17 protein-coding genes are annotated in these 19,845 nt (G+C 55.8%); 10 read left to right on the forward strand and 7 right to left on the reverse strand.

Translation table 11 applies throughout. From position 1 onward, the window contains the following. The first annotated feature begins 249 nt into the window (after positions 1–249). From ppa to ACOTXI_RS17480, 3 genes are all read left to right on the forward strand, one after another. Complete coding sequence (gene ppa / locus ACOTXI_RS17470) at positions 250–780, forward strand: inorganic diphosphatase (RefSeq protein WP_008501423.1); 531 nt, start codon at positions 250–252, stop codon at positions 778–780. A gap of 222 nt (positions 781–1,002) precedes the next feature. Then, positions 1,003–1,587 (forward strand): hypothetical protein, encoded by a 585-nt coding sequence (locus tag ACOTXI_RS17475; RefSeq protein WP_058654300.1) that lies wholly within the window; start codon positions 1,003–1,005, stop codon positions 1,585–1,587. Beyond that, on the forward strand, positions 1,584–2,054 hold the full coding sequence (locus ACOTXI_RS17480; protein ID WP_045415447.1) for a hypothetical protein: 471 nt from the start codon (positions 1,584–1,586) through the stop codon (positions 2,052–2,054). The genes ACOTXI_RS17475 and ACOTXI_RS17480 overlap by 4 nt, the downstream gene beginning before the upstream one ends. 316 nt (positions 2,055–2,370) lie before the next feature. Here ACOTXI_RS17480 and ACOTXI_RS17485 read toward each other — a convergent pair whose 3' ends face one another. From ACOTXI_RS17485 to tamA, 3 genes are read right to left on the reverse strand one after another with little or no spacing between them, the layout of a single operon-like run. After that, entirely contained in the window at positions 2,371–2,715 is a 345-nt protein-coding gene (locus ACOTXI_RS17485) for a gamma-glutamylcyclotransferase family protein (RefSeq protein ID WP_008501424.1), read from the reverse strand. A gap of 2 nt (positions 2,716–2,717) precedes the next feature. Beyond that, positions 2,718–6,494 (reverse strand): autotransporter assembly complex protein TamB, encoded by a 3,777-nt coding sequence (tamB, locus tag ACOTXI_RS17490; protein WP_058654301.1) that lies wholly within the window; start codon positions 6,492–6,494, stop codon positions 2,718–2,720. Further along, positions 6,491–8,224, reverse strand: coding sequence for an autotransporter assembly complex protein TamA (tamA, locus tag ACOTXI_RS17495; RefSeq protein WP_008501426.1), 1,734 nt, complete (start codon positions 8,222–8,224; stop codon positions 6,491–6,493). The genes tamB and tamA overlap by 4 nt, the downstream gene beginning before the upstream one ends. A gap of 224 nt (positions 8,225–8,448) precedes the next feature. On the opposite strand from tamA, the gene msrA reads away from it, so the two are divergent. Together msrA and ACOTXI_RS17505 are read left to right on the forward strand one after the other, a co-directional pair. Then, positions 8,449–9,090 carry a peptide-methionine (S)-S-oxide reductase MsrA gene (msrA, locus tag ACOTXI_RS17500; protein ID WP_008501428.1) on the forward strand — a complete coding sequence of 214 codons (642 nt, stop codon included), beginning with the start codon at positions 8,449–8,451 and terminating at the stop codon, positions 9,088–9,090. Positions 9,091–9,301: 211 nt separating this feature from the next. After that, positions 9,302–10,639: a hemolysin family protein gene (locus tag ACOTXI_RS17505; RefSeq protein ID WP_008501429.1), complete on the forward strand. Its 1,338-nt coding sequence runs from the start codon at positions 9,302–9,304 to the stop codon at positions 10,637–10,639. A gap of 69 nt (positions 10,640–10,708) precedes the next feature. Here the strand turns inward: ACOTXI_RS17505 and ACOTXI_RS17510 are convergent, their stop codons facing one another. Then, positions 10,709–10,915: a DUF1107 domain-containing protein gene (locus ACOTXI_RS17510; protein WP_008501430.1), complete on the reverse strand. Its 207-nt coding sequence runs from the start codon at positions 10,913–10,915 to the stop codon at positions 10,709–10,711. A gap of 324 nt (positions 10,916–11,239) precedes the next feature. On the opposite strand from ACOTXI_RS17510, the gene ACOTXI_RS17515 reads away from it, so the two are divergent. Then, positions 11,240–11,797, forward strand: a complete 558-nt coding sequence (locus tag ACOTXI_RS17515) for a YtfJ family protein (RefSeq protein ID WP_008501431.1) — start codon at positions 11,240–11,242, stop codon at positions 11,795–11,797. Here the strand turns inward: ACOTXI_RS17515 and cysQ are convergent. Beyond that, complete coding sequence (gene cysQ, locus ACOTXI_RS17520) at positions 11,791–12,531, reverse strand: 3'(2'),5'-bisphosphate nucleotidase CysQ (protein ID WP_008501432.1); 741 nt, start codon at positions 12,529–12,531, stop codon at positions 11,791–11,793. The two genes, ACOTXI_RS17515 and cysQ, sit on opposite strands and share 7 nt — an antisense overlap. 190 nt (positions 12,532–12,721) lie before the next feature. Here cysQ and ACOTXI_RS17525 point away from each other — a divergent pair, with 190 nt between their 5' ends. Further along, positions 12,722–14,665 (forward strand): bifunctional 2',3'-cyclic-nucleotide 2'-phosphodiesterase/3'-nucleotidase, encoded by a 1,944-nt coding sequence (locus ACOTXI_RS17525; RefSeq protein WP_103786867.1) that lies wholly within the window; start codon positions 12,722–12,724, stop codon positions 14,663–14,665. A gap of 91 nt (positions 14,666–14,756) precedes the next feature. On the opposite strand, the gene ACOTXI_RS17530 is transcribed toward ACOTXI_RS17525, so the two are convergent. Then, on the reverse strand, positions 14,757–15,143 hold the full coding sequence (locus ACOTXI_RS17530) for a winged helix-turn-helix transcriptional regulator (RefSeq protein WP_008502885.1): 387 nt from the start codon (positions 15,141–15,143) through the stop codon (positions 14,757–14,759). A gap of 84 nt (positions 15,144–15,227) precedes the next feature. Between ACOTXI_RS17530 and ACOTXI_RS17535 the strand changes: the two genes are divergently transcribed. From ACOTXI_RS17535 to ACOTXI_RS17545, 3 genes are all read left to right on the forward strand, one after another. Further along, positions 15,228–16,076, forward strand: a complete 849-nt coding sequence (locus tag ACOTXI_RS17535; RefSeq protein WP_058654303.1) for an SDR family oxidoreductase — start codon at positions 15,228–15,230, stop codon at positions 16,074–16,076. An 81-nt stretch (positions 16,077–16,157) separates the two neighbouring features. Continuing rightward, the gene (locus tag ACOTXI_RS17540; RefSeq protein WP_058654304.1) at positions 16,158–16,982 is read left to right on the forward strand and encodes an AraC family transcriptional regulator; all 825 of its coding nucleotides are present in this window, start codon (positions 16,158–16,160) and stop codon (positions 16,980–16,982) included. A 75-nt stretch (positions 16,983–17,057) separates the two neighbouring features. After that, positions 17,058–18,023 carry a DMT family transporter gene (locus ACOTXI_RS17545; RefSeq protein ID WP_025911935.1) on the forward strand — a complete coding sequence of 322 codons (966 nt, stop codon included), beginning with the start codon at positions 17,058–17,060 and terminating at the stop codon, positions 18,021–18,023. An 87-nt stretch (positions 18,024–18,110) separates the two neighbouring features. Here ACOTXI_RS17545 and ACOTXI_RS17550 read toward each other — a convergent pair whose 3' ends face one another. Next, on the reverse strand, positions 18,111–19,760 hold the full coding sequence (locus ACOTXI_RS17550; RefSeq protein ID WP_058654305.1) for a methyl-accepting chemotaxis protein: 1,650 nt from the start codon (positions 19,758–19,760) through the stop codon (positions 18,111–18,113). Between the last annotated feature and the right edge of the window lie 85 nt (positions 19,761–19,845).

Below are 19,845 nucleotides of genomic sequence, written 5' to 3' on the forward strand. Positions count from 1 at the left end.
GCCCATGAAATATGTAACGAATTGCGTTACATCACACTTCAGAAAAGTGAATAAAACGTTAATCACAAGTTTGTAATCGCTTTCATTTCTCCATGAAAAATGCGGCTGAGTTTATGGATTTTTCTGTCATGGAATCGGTCTGAAAAGTGGGAAGAACGTGGAGAGAAGGCGAAAACAGGCGGAGACATTCAGCGCGAGTTGGCTATAATACCTGCCACTTGTTTACCATCCATTTTAAAGGACACCGACATGAGCTTACTCAACGTCCCAGCGGGTAAAGAACTGCCAGAAGACATCTACGTAGTTATCGAAATCCCGGCTAACGCAGATCCGATCAAATACGAAGTGGACAAAGAGAGCGGCGCCCTGTTCGTAGACCGCTTCATGTCTACCGCGATGTTCTATCCGTGCAACTACGGTTACATCAACCACACCCTGTCTCTGGACGGTGACCCGGTTGACGTGCTGGTCCCAACGCCATACCCACTGCAGCCAGGCGCAGTGATTCGCTGCCGTCCCGTTGGCGTGCTGAAAATGACCGACGAATCCGGTGAAGATGCGAAGCTGGTTGCGGTACCGCACACCAAGCTGAGCAAAGAGTACGATCACATCAAAGATGTGAACGACCTGCCAGAGCTGCTGAAAGCGCAGATCACTCACTTCTTCGAGCACTACAAAGACCTCGAAAAAGGCAAGTGGGTTAAAGTTGACGGCTGGGACAACGCAGAAGCAGCGAAAGCGGAAATCATCGCCTCTTTCGAACGCGCTGCTAAGAAGTAATTCTTACTGCTGTTAATGAAGGCCCCGCGAGTCGGGGCTTTTTTATTTCCCTGGTTTAAAGTAGTACAAACTGAATTGTTGAGAATAATCCCATTCCTTATGTTTTTGACATTAAAACCAAAAAAGACACCCTATCATTTATAGTGGGAGTGGTTAAATAGCCTGGCTGTTCACAACATACTGTCATGATGATCATTAATCCCCATTCATGACAGGATTCATATGTCATCCATTAACATTGATGTTGCCCGCCCAACTGGAATTTATTTTATCATTGAACGGTTGTATTCCCGCGATGGTTTTATGCCTTCTATTGGGGAAATCAGCCCCTCTTTGACACAGGTACACCGTACTGTCATTCAGCTAAAACGCAAGCAGGATATGTTTATGGATGGTGTTAAGGTTACCCCTAAAGATATTACCCTTTGGCAACAGATAAAATATATTACAGGTTCAAAAGTAACGACCAAGGATACAGATGCGTTAGTGTATTCGACCGATTTTATCGGCTCCCTTGTTGCCACCATGCCTTTAGGTAATATTGAGCATGAAAATATTCCTCGCTTCCTCACGACAGAGTCTATCCACTCCCTTCCACAGGCGGTGAGTTATGGGCGTGATCCCATCCCACAAGTCCTTCTTTATGGTCGTAAGGATATAGTCTTCTTTATGGACAATGGTGGTAAGGGTACGCCAACCGCTATTGCAAAATATAACCACAATACTCGTGACCTTGCCATAATCAAAGATCAGCTAGAAGCCAGTAAAACGATGAAGGAGCTGCTATCTAAAGGAGCAAAATTATGAGTAAGAAAAGCCATGTCATGAGCCTATTCGTCCTTATTATTGCCTCCTTTGTCTTTGGCAGAAGTACTTATGTTGAATATCTGTCATGGTACTATGGAAGCGATCATTTAATATTCAGTCAAACAAATAGCGCATTACTATCTGGTTTACTTAACGGACTTTACTTCGCGCTATCATCAAGCATTATTTATGCGTTACTCACTCTATTAAAAACAATTCCAAGAAATATCTTGTTTTCTTGTCTTCTGCAATTCTTTATTAACATAGGGCTATATACACTTTTTGTTGCAGTAGATAGAGGTTATAGTAAATTGCATACTTTAGGCTCGGGTGCTACTGATATCACCCACAGCTATTTTTTAGGGGCGTTGCTGATGAGCACACTCCTGACCGTCGCGATCGTGAGCGTTATACATGCTAAGTTTCTTTCTTCAAAGCATAAAGATGGGCTACATAAAGGCGTTTGACTGTTACGGTAAAGACAGTAAATGGCAGTATCTCTGCATCATGACATTCCAGCTTGCCTGGTTTTTGTTTTACTTATGGATCCCTTATCGAAGCGATTATGCGATTCTGCTGTTTTTACTGTGTTTCCTGCCCGTCATTTCAAGCAATACGCGGTGCATAAACTACTATGGCCGTTCACGCGCCTTGTGTTTTTTATGGCTTATTGCGCCGTACATCATGCTGTTCGTTCCTCTGTTTTTAACCCGACGCCGGGATACAGAAGAGAGTTGAAGGAATAAAAAAAACAACGCCACCTTACGGTGGCGTTGTCGTTTTTCAGTACTGGTCTCTGTCTAACCAGTTACCGCTTACGATCCGCGTTAACCCGTCGACTGGACGCTGGTAGACATACATCCACGCGCTTCCGTACGGCGTCTGGATCAACTGGCGTGCGTATTCACCGCCCCTGGTGCGCAAGGCATCAAGTTCGGCAAGCGTCGCGTTATCAATACGATAAACTTCACCCTGTACTGTTCCTTCGCCCGGAACCGCGCCTGGATAGTGGCCCAGGCTGTACAACTGGTAGTTCTCGATATTGTAATTCCCCAGTAGCTGGGCATTGGTCATCCAGTGACTGTTGCCTTGCCTGGTTCGTAAACTGCCGTAGACAAATATTCGCATTGCTAAAACTCAAACTGATAGAGCAGATCAAGTGCCTGGTCTACGCCGGACACTGCTTCCAGATATAGCTTAGGCATCAGGCGATAGCGTAACGTGAGTGTTGCCAGTGAGTCAAAGATCCCCACACCATATTTTACCTGCAGACCCGGCAGTACATAGCCGCTGACCACCACCTGCGAGGAGTCACCCACGCCCTGGGTGTCCAGCGCCAGATTGCTTACGCCGAACGTCTCGCCGATTTTACCCACAACCTGCCCACTTTGTGCAACCCCCAGCCCCACTAACATCGAAGTCATCGCTGCGCTGTCGCTCTGACCGCTGTCGAGACCTTGACCACGCAGCAGGTAAGAAAGGGCTTCCTGCTGGGACATCGCCGGGTCAGAGAAGATCTCCGCCTTCGGTTCGTCGGCGGAACCGGTGACGCGTACCCCGGCAATGACGTCGTTTTCCGTCGCTTCCGGGTTACGAATCGCTTCGATGTTCAGCAGCGGTTGATCCGGTGGACCGGAGAACAGCAGCTCGCCTTTACGGACAATCAGATCCTGACCATAGGCGTGGAATCGCCCTTCAGGGATATTGATCTGCCCGTTCAGGCCAAGCCCTTGTTTATCCTGCGCCACCTTCAGGTCGCCCGTAAGCCTCGCCTTCAGCCCAAACGCATCCAACCGCACGTTATTCCCCACGTGCACGATAAGGTTACTATTAATCGGGATGCCCGCGCTCTTCTGTTCGACCGGTTTCAGATTTTCATTGAGCATAACTTCATCACTCGAGACGCCGACCGCACTTTCCGGCACGTCGTGAACCACGATGCGCGCCCACGGCACGTCAACGCGACCGTCAAGCGTGAAGAGGCTTGGCGTGGCTTCAAAGACCACATCAGGCGAGACGTCCAGTCGCACCATCGGCGGTACGGTGATGCGCACCTTACTGCCCTTCGCGGCAATACGGGCGCGCCAGTTGTCGAGCTGGCTCCAGTCCGCGTCGCCGCTCAGGTTGATTTGCCCCTGCTGCGTCAGTACCGATCCGCTCAGCGTCGAGCTCATGCCGTTGAAGTTCATCGCGATCTGGCTCGGCTGCATGTCAAACGGCATAAAGTTGCCGTCAATATCCACGCCGCTGAGGCGCAGCTGGCCGAACAGCTGTGGGCTTTGCGCATTGCCCGCCAGGCGCAGGTTGGCATTTACCATGCCCTCGGCTTTTTCCCCGCGTGCGAAAATCGGGTTCACCATCGCCAGGTTGAAGTTGCGGATAGTGACGTTGCCGCCCAGATTTCGCCGTCCCTGTGGGTCGGTAATTTGAACCTTGCCGTCAAACTGACCGTTGTTGGTGAGACGAATCAGCCAGCCCAGCTCCGCACGGTTGTTATGCAGATCTGCGCTCAGGTTCAGGGTGTCGAAGGCCACCGGCAGCGGCGCGTCATTCACCTCCTGCGTCACCTTCACGTTACGCCCGGACAGCGTGACGCTGCCCTGAGGCAGCCCCTCTTTGGTGGTGTCCCAGGCGACATCGGCTTTTCCGCTGAAGACGCCGCTGGCCTGGGTAGTATCCGGCATAAACGGTTTCAGCATCGCCAGATCGAAGCGGTTGAGGTTGATCTGCGCGCGTCCTTCCGCGCCCGCGTCGATGGTCTGCGGCACGCACAGTTCCGCATTCGGGTTGGTCCAGCAGTGCGGCCCAATGCTGATCTTCTGCTCGGCGTTGCGGTAGTCCAGCGCGATGGCGCGCGACAGCGCCAGCGGCCCGACCGGCGTATTGAAACGGGTGTTATCCAGCGTCCCTTTCCAGCGCTCCTCTTTGCGGTCGAAGCTGCCGGTCAGGTGAAGCTGGCCGGAGACCGGCTCGCCCTGCACGCGCAGCTGCAGGTCGTGCTGCTTCTCGTTCCCTTTCGCGTCCAGGGTGACCAGGCTGATGTTGACGTCCGGCTGAGAAATGCGCTCCACGCGCAGGTTCAGGTTTCCGCCGATCTGGTCAGTGGATTTCACATCCCCTTCCACGCGAACGCGGGCAACGCTCAGCGCCTGCCAGCGCAGGTTATTGGCGGTAATGTCAGCCAGCAGCTGCGGCGCGTCTACCGTGCCGCGCACCTTCAGGAGCCCCTTCGCCGTACCGCCCAGGCCCGGCAGGGCGTTATCCAGGTTCGGCGCGTCGATGGTGGCGTCCAGATTGAGATCTTTCACCCCCAGCTCGCCTTTGATATCCGCCGTGTTGCGGCCCAGCGCCACGTGCAGACCCGGGATAACCCACTGCAGGTAGCTGTTGCCTTTCACCGAGCCTTCAACGTTTACCTTGTTCTGCTTCACGTTCCCGGTGAGCTTGATCTCCGGCACGTCCATCTGCCACGTGCCGCCGTACAGGCTGCCGCGGGTTTTGATCAGGCCATCCAGCTTCGACGGCCAGTCCGGCACCTCTTTGGCGGTGTTAATGCCCGTCAGCTTCAGCTCGCCGCGCCAGCTGATCGCCTGCTGCCAGTCGAGCAGCGCGGTCAACTCGGTTTTGCCTTCCAGCGCCGCGACGGTCAGCTTGTCGAGGTTAACCTGCTGTTCGTTGCCCTTCGCATCCAGGGTGATGTTCGCGGGCGGCACGCCCTGCCCCTTCACTGCGGTGCGGAACGAGAGCGTATAGTCGGTCATCTTGCCGCTCAGCTTCAGCTTCAGGTCATCGGCCTGGTACTGTTTTTCGCCGGTGAATGGCCAGTAAAGCTGCTTGCTGACCACCTCAAGATTGAGCGGCAGCCCGGCTTCCGCCAGCTGGGTTTGCGCACGCAGGACCATGTCCACCGGGCCGGAGAGATTGACCCCGACGTCCAGCTTCTCGCGCAGCGCCCCGCCTACTTTGACCTTCACCTTCTCGCCTTTGAGCGGGTCGATGTTCAGGGCGCTATTCAGCGTGATATCCACCGGCCAGTTGTCGCGCAGCAGGGCGTTGCCTGACGCGTTCACCGAGCCCTGATTGGTGTCGATATCCAGCGCGTCGAGCTTCATGTTGCCGTCAATGCTGCTGACTTTCAGCAGCATGTTATAGACCGTCAGGTCGGTATCGCCGGTCAGGCGCAGCTGCTCGCCTTTGAACTCTTCAATATTGAGGTTCAGCGGCAGATGCACATCGGTCATTTCCGGCAGGACAGGCTTCGAGAAGAGGTCTTTCAGCGTTTCGCCCAGCGGCTTCTCTTCCGGCTGCGGGTTCTGGATCTTCGGCTGGACGATCTCTTCCTGCGCCACGTCGGCCACTTTCGGCAGCGCGATCAGCAAGCCCTGCAGGGAGGTTGGCGTCAGGGTGAGGTTTTTCTCCTGCCAGCGCAGGCCGGAGCTGAAATCCATCACGGACACGGTGGTGTCGTCGATTTTGATATTGACGTTATCAAGCGCCACCCGATAAAGCGCGATCGGGTACGGCGTGGAGAGATTCAGCGGACCGCTGTCCTCTTCCTCTACCGGCGCAGACTTCGGCATTTTTTTCGAATCTATCGCCACGTTGACGTCTTTTAGCGACAAGTCGTTGACGCAGAGCTTGCTGTCACGCAGACAGCCCAGCTTCACCGCCAGGTGAAATTCCCCGGCGTTCACCGCCACGCCCGGCTGCTCATAGCGGATGTTCTTCAGGCGCAGGTCGCGCCAGCCGCCCGTCACCTGGCCAATATCCAGCCCCGGCACCCAGCGGTTCGCGGCGTTAAACAGCAGATGCAGCCCGGTCGTCGTTCCCACCAGAAACGCCACCGTACCGAGCAGCAGCACGATAAAAATCAGCACCCCGAGGCTTATCTTCTTCCATAAACTCATAATTCAGGCCCCAGACCGATGTAAAACTGTAATCCGTGTTCTTCTTTGTCGCCCACCGGCACGGCGAAATCGAGCTTAATGGGCCCGACGGGTGACTGCCAGCGTACGCCGACGCCCGCGCCGGTTTTAAAATCGCTGCGGCGGATATCGCTCACCGCTTCGCCGCCGTCGACGAACATGGCGCCCCACCATTTTCCGCTGACGTTGTACTGGTACTCCAGCGAGCCGGTAGCCAGCTTAGAGGCACCGATCAGCTTGCCGTCATCGTCCTTAGGCGCGATGGATTTGTATTTATAGCCGCGGATGCTGCGATCGCCCCCGGCGAAGAAGCGCAGGTCCGGCGGAACCTTGTCGAAGTCGCCGGTTTCAATCCAGCCGAGGTTGCCGCGCACCACAAAGCGGTGTTTGTCATACAGCGTGCGGATCCAGACGTTCTGCGCCTGAATCACCGAGAAATCCACGTCGGAACCCCACATGGTGTTGGAGTAATCGATAGAGTAACGCTGGGAATCGCCCCAGGTCGGCATCAGGCCGCCGCGCGAGCGGGTGCGGCTGATCATCACACCAGGATAGAGCAGCATGGTGGTGTTGGTGACGTTGGCCTGGGTAAAGTGATCCAGGCTCCAGCGCAGGTTGATGGCGCGCTGCCAGCCGCTGGAGAGATCCCAGTAACGCGACACGGCAAGCGTGGTGGAATCGGACTCGGTATCGTTCAGGTCGGTGCGCTTAAAGCCCCCCTGAACCAGGTAATATTGCTCAAGCGGATTTTTCAGCAGCGGCATTTTATAGCTGAAATCGAGCTGCTGTTCCGGGGCGGAAATGCTGGCGCTGGTGGTCAGGCTATGGCCGTAGGAGTTCATCCACGGCTTTTTCCAGGTAGCCTTCACGCGCGGGCCAACGTCCGTCGAATAGCCCACACCGGTTTCAATGGTGTTCTCGGTGCGCGGCGAAACAACGCCGTGCAGCGGCAACACCTTGGTTTTGCGAGACTTATCAAATTCAGGGGCGACAACCACGGAGTTAAACCAGCCGGTGGCTGAGAGCCGTCGGTTCAGCTCTCCCAGGTCGCTCGACTGGTAGTAATCCCCTTTTTTAAAGGGCACGAGGTTTTGCAGGTACTCTTCACGAATTTGCGACCCTTCGAATGTCACGTCGCCAAAGCGGTAGCGTTCTCCGCTATCGTAGTCGATATCCCAGAAGGCCTGACGTCGCGCCAGCGCAATGCCCAGCTGGCTTTTATTGAACTGGCTGTCAAAGTAGCCCTTACGCAGGGAAACGCTGGTCAGCTCTTTTTTGAAGTGGTCGTAGTCACCGTGGTTGAGCACGGTGCCGATTTTCGGCCGCGTGCTGAGCAAGTCGAGGTAATCCCGGTCGGTACGCGCCCCGCCGCGCAGGATGACGTTGGTGCCGCCAATCAGCACCGGCTCGCCCGGCGAAACGCGGGCAATAAGCACCTGGCGCCCCTTCTTTGGGGGCGGGCGGAGATCGAAATCAATGGTGGGTTCGTAATACCCCAGCGCTTTTAGTCCTTCACGGATGGCATCATCGACGCGCGCGCGGAAACGCCGGTCCGGCGTCACCTCATCACTCTGGATGGTCGATAGCTGCGCACGCACGTTTTTTTGTAGCGCCCCGGATAACCCCTCAACCTGCAAACGGACATTCGCCGCGCTGGCAATCCCGCTTGTCAGCAACAGACTGACTAAACATAACTGGCGGATTTTTGTCACGTTTTCTCCTGAATATCCCTGTTTCCACCCTGGAAGCAAATGAAGTGCCGCTCCGCGGCAAAATACGGCCTGTTGGCCAAAAACCCGAATCTCGGGTTGAAAATGGGTGTAACACCCAAATATTTCTTATGATTAAATCTAGACTCATTCAGCGCATTTATTGTGTTCAATTAAACGCGCCGTGACAACCTTAACCGAAACATCGCACCCCGGGAGGCCCCACCGTGAGTTTATTCGACAAAAAGCATCTGGTTTCACAAGCTGATGCATTACCGGGACGCAACACCCCTATGCCTGTGGCGACTTTACACGCCGTCAATGGCCATTCCATGACTAACGTTCCTGATGGCATGGAAATCGCCCTGTTCGCTATGGGCTGCTTCTGGGGCGTTGAGCGCCTCTTCTGGCAGCTGCCTGGCGTTTACAGCACGGCAGCCGGCTACACGGGCGGTTACACGCCGAATCCAACCTACCGCGAAGTCTGCTCCGGCGAAACCGGCCATGCGGAAGCGGTACGCGTAGTGTACGACCCGACGGTAATCAGCTACGAACAGCTCCTGCAGGTCTTCTGGGAAAACCACGACCCGGCGCAGGGCATGCGTCAGGGCAACGACCACGGCACGCAGTACCGCTCGGCTATCTATCCGCTCACCCCTGAGCAGGATGCCGCCGCGCGCGCCAGCCTTGAGCGTTTCCAGCAGGCCATGCGTGAAGCGGGCGATACGCGCGAGGTGACGACGGAAATCACCACCGCGAAACCGTTCTACTACGCCGAGGACGATCACCAGCAGTATCTGCATAAAAACCCGTACGGCTACTGCGGAATCGGAGGTATCGGCGTCTGCCTGCCGCCACAGCTGGCCTGATTATCAGCCGTTAGATCGTCGCCCGTACCGGGCAGCACCCGCTGTCCGGTCTGTTTTATGTAAAAATGTGACCTCTGGCAGATTTACATCTCTTTACGCTATACTAGCCGCTGAAATAATCGGCTCAACGCTACGAGCTGATGTTCAATGTGTTTCCACACAAATGGTATCAACTCCCCTTCTGAGGATCTGGCGAGAAGCCGGATAAACTATGTTAAACAGTATTTTAGTAATACTTTGTCTGATTGCCGTCAGTGCATTTTTCTCGATATCCGAGATCTCGCTGGCCGCGTCCCGTAAAATCAAACTGAAGCTGCTCGCCGACGAGGGCAACATCAACGCCTCACGCATTCTCAAAATGCAGGAAAACCCCGGTACGTTCTTTACCGTGGTGCAAATTGGTCTGAACGCGGTGGCTATTCTGGGCGGTATCGTGGGCGATGCGGCGTTTTCCCCGGCGTTTTATAGCCTCTTTGCGCAGTACATGTCCGCCGAACTGGCCGAACAGCTGAGCTTTATCCTCTCCTTCTCGCTGGTGACCGGGCTGTTCATCCTCTTCGCCGACCTGACCCCGAAACGCATCGGTATGATTGCGCCAGAAGCCGTGGCTTTGCGTATCATCAACCCGATGCGCTTCTGCCTGTTTGTGTTCCGCCCGCTGGTGTGGTTCTTCAACGGCCTGGCAAACGTCATTTTCCGCATCTTTAAGCTGCCGATGGTGCGTAAAGATGACATCACCTCTGACGACATTTATGCGGTCGTGGAAGCCGGTGCCCTGGCCGGGGTACTGCGTAAGCAGGAACACGAGCTGATTGAGAACGTATTCGAACTGGAATCCCGTACCGTGCCCTCTTCCATGACGGGCCGTGAAAGCATTATCTGGTTCGATTTACATGAAGATGAGCAGAGCCTGAAGAACAAAGTGGCGCAGCATCCGCACTCCAAGTTCCTGGTCTGTAATGAAGATATTGACCACATCATCGGTTACGTCGACTCCAAAGACCTGCTGAACCGCGTGCTGGCGAACCAGAGCCTGGCGCTGAACAGCGGCGTGCAGATCCGCAATACCCTGATTGTGCCGGACACCCTGACGCTCTCAGAAGCGCTGGAAAGTTTCAAAACCGCCGGGGAAGACTTCGCGGTGATCATGAATGAATACGCGCTGGTGGTGGGTATTATCACCCTGAACGACGTCATGACCACGCTGATGGGCGACCTGGTAGGCCAGGGGCTGGAAGAGCAGATTGTTCAGCGTGACGATAATTCATGGCTGATTGATGGCGGCACGCCAATTGAAGACGTGATGCGCGTGCTGGATATCGACGAGTTCCCGCAGTCCGGAAACTACGAGACCATCGGCGGCTTTATGATGTTTATGCTGCGTAAGATCCCGAAACGCACCGACTCGGTGAAGTTCTCCGGCTACAAGTTTGAGGTGGTGGATATTGATAACTACCGCATCGACCAGCTGCTGGTAACGCGCATCGACAACAAACCGACCGTACTGGTGCCGAAGCTGCCGGATGCGGAAGAGAAAGTATCGGCGTAACGTCGGTCCCCACAAACATCAACGGCTCCCATCGGGAGCCGTTTTTTTAACTACTGCATAGCACGTTGGTTAAGCCATCTCAGTTTGCAGACGCATAACCTGACGGTTGACTTCGGACATCACAGACAGGTGCTGTTTGTCCTTCACTTTTGGGACAAGGATTTTGCCCTTATCAAACTCAAAAGCGCCAACATCCTTGATATACAACCGTCCACGGAACAGGATCTTCACGTACTTCGCCACCTGAAGCGGGTTGTAGCGTTGGAAAATTTTCATTCTTGTATCTCCTGCGAATCATACGCTCTTGCGGTGCCACAATCGGCCCGACTGTCCTGAGCGCAAATTTTAATGCCCAATGACTATAGACCAGAACTACGGTGTTACCCAGTGTGCATAAGTTTATTTACCGTTTGATTACAATTATTCAGAATAATCTTTGCAAAGCGTGACTGAGCGCAGTATAAGCCGTCGTTTTTTCATGGATATGTGCGTTCACCCGCAAAGTGGCATCGGGATTGCGGGAAAACCACATTGATCGCACTTATCATTAAAAGTGCATGACCAAGTGGTCGGATCACCTGCAAACAATAAGGAAACGCCATGACCCTACGTAATATCCTTGCAGCAGCCTGCCTGCTGCTGCCCCTGTGGGCGAGTGCTCACAACATTGAAAAAGGACAACGTGTACCGCCAGTCGGCATTGCTGACCGGGGAGAATTGATTCTCGACAATGATAAGTTTAGCTATAAAGCCTGGAATAGCGCGCAGCTCGCGGGCAAAGTGAGAGTTGTACAACATATTGCCGGTCGTACATCTGCAAAAGAGAAAAATGCCAACCTGGTGGAGGCGATCAAGGCGGCAAAATTCCCACACGATCGTTACCAGACCACCACGATCGTGAATACCGATGACGCCATTCCGGGCTCCGGGATGTTTGTGCGTTCAAGCCTTGAGAGCAATAAAAAGCTCTACCCATGGTCGCAGTTTATCGTCGACAGCAACGGCGTCACCCGTAAGGCCTGGCAGCTGGAGGAAGAGAGCTCTGCGATTGTCGTGCTGGATAAGAACGGCCGCGTACAGTGGGTGAAAGACGGGGCGCTGACCCAGGAAGAGGTGCAGCAGGTTGTCGACCTGCTGCATAAGCTGCTGGCTCAATAAAGAGAGACGCGGAAGCCGGGATTGAGGAAGGATTCGCGCGGGGTGTAGTCCAGCGGCTTGCCCTGCCAGTCATGAACATGCGCCCCGGCGGCCGCAGCCACGGCGTGACCAGCCGCAGTATCCCAGACGTTCGTCGGCCCAAAGCGCGGATAGAGCTGCGCCTGTCCTTCCGCCACCAGGCAGAATTTCAGCGATGAGCCAATCGAGGTGGTCTGGTGTTCACCCAGCTGCTGCAGATACTCCTGCAGCTCGCTGTCGCTGTGCGAGCGGCTAATCACCACCAGCGGCGGACGCGCGTCGCGCACCTGGATCTGCTTGCGCACGCCGCACTCTTCTTTCCACGCCTTTCCTTCCGCAGCGCTGTACATCACCTTCATGACCGGCGCGTAGACCACGCCCAGCACCGCTTTACCCTTCTCAATCAGGGCGATATTGACGGTGAATTCACCGTTGCGCTTGATGAACTCTTTTGTCCCGTCCAGGGGGTCCACCAGCCAGTAGCGCTGCCAGTGCTGGCGCTCTTCCCAGCTTTGCGGCGCTTCTTCTGACAGGACGGGGATGTCCGGCGTTAAGGCCTGTAACCCTTTCAGGATCACCTTATGCGCCGCGATATCTGCCGCCGTGACCGGAGAGTCGTCCGCTTTGCTGACAACCTCCATGGGTTTACTACCGTCATACACCTGCATGATGGCATCCCCCGCATCCCGTGCGAGCTGACAAATTTTATCTAGCATTTTCCACCTCTTTGTTAACGCAGTGAGGTTAACTCTTTGTTTTAGTTATATCGTAATGTGAACAATTCCGCTATCTGTGAAGCAATTCCGGTTTCAGGTTGCTTTTTTCTGTCAGGATTCACATTTATGTAAGCAACACGTTATAGATACATACTCTTTTGTGGCCTGGATCGAAAAAAGGACTCTTCTGATGATTAAGTTTAGCGCAACGCTCCTGGCGACGCTGATTGCGGCGAGCGTGCAGGCAGCGACGGTCGATTTACGTATTCTTGAAACGACCGATCTGCACAGCAACATGATGGATTTCGATTACTACAAAGATACCCCGACGGAAAAATTCGGACTGGTACGCACGGCAAGTTTGATCAATGCGGCGCGCGGCGAAGTGAAAAATAGCGTGCTGGTCGATAACGGCGATCTGATTCAGGGCAGTCCGCTCGGGGACTACATAGCGACCAGGGGGCTGAAAAAAGGCGAGATCCATCCTGTTTATAAAGCGATGAACACCCTGGACTATACCGTCGGTAACCTCGGCAACCATGAATTCAACTACGGTCTGACATACCTGCACGATGCCCTGGCAGGCGCAAAATTCCCGTACGTTAACGCCAATATCATCGACGTTAAGACCCAAAAGCCGCTTTTTACGCCTTACCTGATTAAAGAGACTGAGGTTGTCGATCAGGACGGGAAAAAACAGACGCTGAAAATCGGCTATATCGGTTTTGTCCCGCCGCAGATCATGACGTGGGATAAGGCCAACCTCGACGGTAAGGTGACCGTTAACGACATCACCGAAACCGCGCGTAAATACGTGCCGGAAATGCGCGAAAAAGGCGCCGATCTGGTGGTCGTTGTCTCCCACTCGGGCCTCTCCGCCGATCCGTACCAGGCCATGGCAGAAAACTCCGTTTACTACCTGAGTGAGGTCCCGGGCGTCGATGCGATCCTGTTCGGTCACGCCCACGCGGTCTTCCCGGGCAAAGACTTTGCCAGCATCAAAGGGGCCGATATAGAGAAAGGGACGCTTAACGGCGTGCCGTCGGTGATGCCGGGCATGTGGGGCGACCATCTTGGCGTGGTGGATCTGGTGCTGAATAACGACGGCGGCCGCTGGAAGGTCACGCAGTCAAAAGCCGAAGCGCGCCCAATTTACGACGCGGCGGCGAAAAAATCGCTGGCGGCGGAAGATAAAAAACTGGTCGACGTGCTGAAGCACGATCACGACGCCACGCGCGAATTCGTCAGCAAGCCGATCGGCAAATCCGCCGACAGCATGTACAGCTTCCTGGCGCTGGTGCAGGACGATCCGACCGTCCAGGTGGTTAACATGGCGCAGAAAGCCTATGCCGAACACTTTGTGCAGGGCGATCCGGATCTGGCGAAACTGCCGGTACTCTCCGCCGCAGCGCCATTCAAAGTGGGCGGGCGTAAGAATGACCCGGCAAGCTATGTGGAGGTCGAAAAGGGCCAGCTCACCTTCCGTAATGCCGCCGATCTCTATCTCTACCCGAATACGCTGGTGGTGGTTAAAGCCACCGGGAAAGAGGTAAAAGAGTGGCTGGAGTGTTCTGCCGGACAGTTTAACCAGATTGACCCACACAGCAGCAAGCCGCAGTCGCTGATTAACTGGGACGGCTTCCGCACCTACAACTTCGACGTGATCGACGGCGTGAACTACCAGATTGACGTCACCCAGCCGGCGAAATATGACGGCGAGTGTCAGACGATCAACCCGCAGGCGGAGCGCATTAAAAACCTGACCTTCAACGGCAAGGCGATCGACCCGAATGCCACTTTCCTGGTGGTGACCAATAACTACCGTGCCTACGGCGGTAAGTTTGCCGGTACGGGAGATAGCCACATCGCCTTTGCCTCGCCGGACGAGAACCGCTCTGTGCTGGCGGCGTGGATCAGCGCCGAGTCGAAAAAGGCCGGCGAAATTCATCCGGCGGTGGATAACAACTGGCGTCTGGCGCCGATCCACAGCGATACGCCGCTGGATATCCGCTTTGAAACGTCACCGTCCGAGAAGGCAGCCGCGTTTATTAGGGAGAAGGCGCAGTATCCGATGAAACAGGTCGCGACGGATGATATTGGGTTCGCGATTTATCACCTGGATTTAAGTAAGTAGCGGCGATTGTGCCGGGTGGCGCTTCGCTTACCCGGCCTACGGGATGGAAGATTATGGGTAGGCCGGGTAAGGCGAAGCCGCCACCCGGCTTTTACGCCGCGCGATCGTCCCGATTCGCCATCACCTTCGGCGTATTCACCTCAATCCAGTCCGCCAGCGCGGCGACTTTCTCGCTGACCTCGATCCCCATCGGGGTCAGGCTATACTCTACGTGCGGCGGCACAACCGGGTACGATACGCGATCGACAAACCCGTCCTGCTCCAGCGCCTGAAGCGACTGGGACAGCATCTTTTCGCTCACCCCGCCCATTTTACGGCGCAGATCGCTAAAGCGATGCGTTCCCTGGCGCAGCGCCAGCAGAATCAGTACCCCCCAGCGGCTGGTAACGTGTTTGAGCACCTCTCGTGAAGGGCACTGTTCCGCGAAGAGATTGCCATCGCGCAATTGTTCGCTGAGCGTCGGTATCGTTGTTTTCATACTTACCTTTTTGTACGTACTTACTAAAAGTTAGCTATGGTGCTAGTGTGCCACAACACCAGACAAACACGAAGGAGATTCATCATGATCGCGATTACCGGCGCCACCGGCCAGCTTGGCCATCTCGTTATCGAACAGCTGTTGAAAACCGTACCGGCTAACCAGATTGTGGCTATCGTACGTAACCCGGCAAAAGCTGAAGCCTTAAGCCAGCAGGGAATTGTGGTTCGTCAGGCGGACTACACGGATGAAGCCGCATTCACCGCCGCGCTGAACGGCGTGGATAAGCTGCTGCTGATCTCGTCCAGCGAAGTCGGCCAGCGCGCGATCCAGCACCAGAACGTGATTAACGCCGCCAAAGCGGCAGGGGTGAAATTTATCGCCTATACCAGCCTGCTGCATGCGGATACCTCGCCGCTCGGTCTGCACGTTGAACACGTTGCCACTGAAAAAGCGCTGGCGGCGTCAGGCATTCCTTATGCCCTGCTGCGCAACGGCTGGTATACCGAAAACTATCTGGCGAGCGCGCCGCCTGCGCTGGAACACGGCGTGTTTATTGGTGCGGCAGACGAAGGCAAAATTGCCTCTGCCACCCGCGCAGACTATGCCGCGGCGGCAGCGAAAGTGATTGCTGAAGAGGGCCATGCGGGCAAGGTGTATGAACTGGCGGGCGACCACGGCTGGACGCTGAGCGAACTGGCGGCTGAACTGAGCAAACAGAGCGGAAAGCCGGTCACCTACCAGAATCTCAGCGAAGCGGATTTTGCTGCCGCGCTGAAGAGCGTCGGCCTGCCTGCCGGGCTGGCCGATATGCTGGCGGACTCCGATATCGGGGCCTCCAAAGGCGGGCTCTTTGACGACAGCCATACGCTGAGCAAACTGATCGGGCGCCCAACCACTACGCTGGCGGAGAGCATTAAAGCCATTCTGTAATTGTTACGGGATGGTTATTTTTTGTGGCATCCCCTCGGGTCATCTTTGATAATGAAAAGATGACCCACAAGGAGGCTCACCGTGCAAGGCGTACCGGAACAGTTTAATGATGAAAGAGACAGCGCGCGCTTTCGCCATCTGGCGCAGCTGCCGGGCCTGGAGCTGTATCACGCGCACATTTCTGACTACGCCTTTGAGCCTCACACCCATGAAGCCTTCGGCATCGGCACGATTGAAACCGGTGCCGAACGCTTTCGCTATCGCGGCAGCCAGCATCTCGCGGCGGAGAAATCCGTCGTTACCATGAACCCGGACGAGATCCACACCGGCGAATCCGCCACCGAGGGCGGCTGGCGCTACCGGATGGTCTATATCGAACCCGATCTGCTGGAAGAGGTGACCGGCCTCCGACACTGGTGGTTCAGCGACGTGACCCGTCATGATCCGTTGCGCTCACAGCAAATCGGCAGGCTTATTTACGGCTTGTGGCACACGGACGATCCGCTTGCGCAAAAAGGTTTACTGCTGGATCTGATTGAGACCTTCCAGCCGTTTGCCCACCACGCGCAAAGGGTTCAGGAAGGCGCGCACCGCTTCGAACGGGTACGCGAGTACCTGCACGACAACTATATGCGCGCCATGACGCTGGACGAGCTGGCCAGCGTCGTCTCGCTCAGCCCGTATCATTTCCAGCGCCAGTTCAAAGCCTATTTTCACGTGACGCCGCATCAGATGCTGATGGCCATTCGACTCTGGCGCGCCAAAGCGTTTCTCACCCACGGCATGCCCGCCGCAGAGGTTGCCGCCGCAACCGGGCTGACCGATCAGTCACATCTGACACGCGCGTTTACCCACCGCTACGGCATTACGCCCGTGCGCTACCAGAAGCAGGTTACACGGCGCTAATGCGCAATCTCATACAATACGCGCGCATTCGCCCCTCCTACACTGACTACAGCGTAAATACCTGTGGATGGAAAAATGATTAGTGGAGTGTTGTATGCCCTGCTGGCCGGGATGATGTGGGGACTGATTTTTGTCGGCCCGCTGATCGTGCCCGAGTATCCGGCAATATTACAGTCGACCGGACGTTATCTGGCGCTGGGGCTGATTGCCCTGCCCCTGGCGTGGCTGGGACGCGCGCGCTTGCGCCAGCTCAGCCGTCAGGACTGGGGGACCGCGCTGGCGCTGACCATGATGGGCAATCTTATCTATTACGTTTGCCTCGCGAGTGCCATTCAGCGTACCGGTGCGCCGGTATCGACCATGATTATCGGCACGCTGCCGGTCGTCATTCCCGTCTTTGCTAACCTGCTCTACAGCCACCGCGATGGCAAACTGGCGTGGTCAAAAATGGCCCCGGCGCTGGTATGCACCGCCCTGGGGCTAATATGCGTCAATATTGCCGAGCTGCGCCATGGGCAGGGCGATGTTGACCTGTGGCGGTACGGTTCTGGCATTCTGCTGGCGTTCATTTCCGTGGCGTGCTGGGCATGGTATGCCCTGCGCAACGCGCGCTGGCTGCGTGAGAACCCGGACAAGCACCCGATGATGTGGGCGACGGCGCAGGCGCTGGTCACGCTGCCCGTATCCGTCGTGGGGTATCTCGGCGCATGCCTCTGGCTGGGCCATCAGCAGCCGGACTTCGCCCAGCCCTTCGGGCCAAGACCGTGGGTGTTCATTGGCCTGATGGTTGCGATCGCGGTGCTGTGCTCATGGGTGGGCGCGCTGTGCTGGAACATTGCCAGCCAGAAGCTGCCGACGGTGATCTTAGGGCCGCTGATTGTCTTCGAAACCCTGGCCGGACTGCTTTATACCTTTCTGATGCGCCAGAGCGTGCCGCCGCTGTTCACAGCCTGCGGGATCGTGCTGTTGGTGGTGGGGGTAGTGATGGCGGTGAGAGCGAAGCCGGAAAAACCGAGGGTCGTTCCGGCGTCGGAGGTGTGATATTTGCCGGGTGGCGGCTCCGCCTTACCCGGCCTACAAGGAGCCGTTTCGTAGGCCGGGTAAGCGCCAGCGCCACACGGCATGATGTTAAAACGTTTCCCAGTTCCCCTCAGACGCCGCCGCGACAGGCTGCGCTTTTGGCACATAGGTTTTCACCGGCGCCGCTTTGACCGCCTGGTTGCGGGTGATTTTGAACACCGCCACCGCTTCGTTCAGACGCGCAGCCTGATCTTCCAGCGCCGCCGCTGCGGCCGCAGACTCCTCAACCAGCGAGGCGTTCTGCTGGGTCACGCGGTCCATCTCGGCTACCGCCTGGCCCACCTGGTCGATACCGCGGCTCTGCTCGTCAGAGGCCGAAGCAATTTCGCCCATAATGTCGGTGACGCGGGTAACCGCATTGACGATCTCAGCCATCGTCTCCCCGGCTTCGTTAACCAGCTGCGAGCCCGCGCTCACGCGTTCGCCGGAGTCATCGATCAGCGCTTTGATCTCTTTCGCCGCCTGAGCGCTGCGCTGGGCAAGGGTACGCACTTCCCCTGCCACCACCGCAAAACCACGGCCCTGCTCGCCTGCACGGGCCGCTTCCACCGCCGCGTTCAGCGCCAGAATATTTGTCTGGAAGGCAATCCCGTCGATCACGTTGGTAATTTGCGCGATTTTGCTGGAGCTGGTGGCGATTTCATCCATCGTCCGCACGACGCCTTCCACCACGTGACCGCCCTTCTTCGCCGTGGAGGAGGCATCCAGCGCCAGACGGGAAGCCTGACGCGCGTTATCGGCGTTCTGCTTCACGGTTGCCGTCAGCTGTTCCATGCTGGCTGCCGTCTCTTCCAGAGACGCGGCCTGCTGCTCGGTACGGGAAGAGAGATCGTTACTGCCTGCGGAGATTTCGCCTGCACCGGTGTAAATCGTATCTGCGCCTTCGCGCACCACGCCCACGGTGTTCGCCAGCGAAGTTTGCATCTCCTGCACGTTACGCGCCAGGATGGCCATTTCATTTTTACCGTCGGCCTGAATCGGCTGGGTGAGATCGCCTGCCGCAATGGCGCGAATATGGTTGATCACCTCTTCCAGCGGCAGCAGCAGCACGCGGCGCATCGCAATCCAGCTGGAGATAATCACCACGATCACCAGCAGCATGACCGCAGAGAGGATCCACAGGATGCGTTTGTAATCACTTTCGTTATCCTGAATGCCTTTATCCGTGAGCGCGGCCTGCGCTTCACGCCATTCACGATAAACCGTCTGCATCGCATTCTGTTTTTGTTCGGCATTCTGCTTGAACATATCTTCCAGATTGCCCTGGCTCAGCAGAACATTCATTTGCGTCAGCGTTGCAGAGTAAATGCGGTACTGCTCCTCGAGTTGGTTGGTCAGGTTCTCATCCAGGCCTGGCGTATTCGGCAAGGCATAGTATTTATCGTAATGAACCTGGGCTTCAGTCAGCAGATTTTTCGCCGTGGTCACCAGCTCATTCAGCTGACCGCCGTTAATTTGCGAGGCCATGCTGCTTTGCAGGCGCAGCATTCCGCGGTTCAGGGTGACGCGCGCCTGGTTCAGACTGATCCACGCATCGGTAAACTCCGCCACGTTCTTGCTGGAGAGCTGCGACACGGTAAAGTTGTCTTTATCGTTATTCAGGGCGTTGATAAAGATACCGGCGGAAATCACTTGCATGATGCCGAGCACAAGCAGCACCGAAATCAGAAGGGTAATGACTTTTATACGTTTAAACATGCGTTGCCTTTGTTATATGCAGGTTTGTCTGACGTGGATATATCGGCAGGTGCAGCGGGTTGTTTACTGTTTCTCCACCTTTAAA

This window comes from Enterobacter cloacae complex sp. BZL2005 (assembly GCF_049238885.1).
GTDB classification, from domain to species: domain Bacteria; phylum Pseudomonadota; class Gammaproteobacteria; order Enterobacterales; family Enterobacteriaceae; genus Enterobacter; species Enterobacter roggenkampii.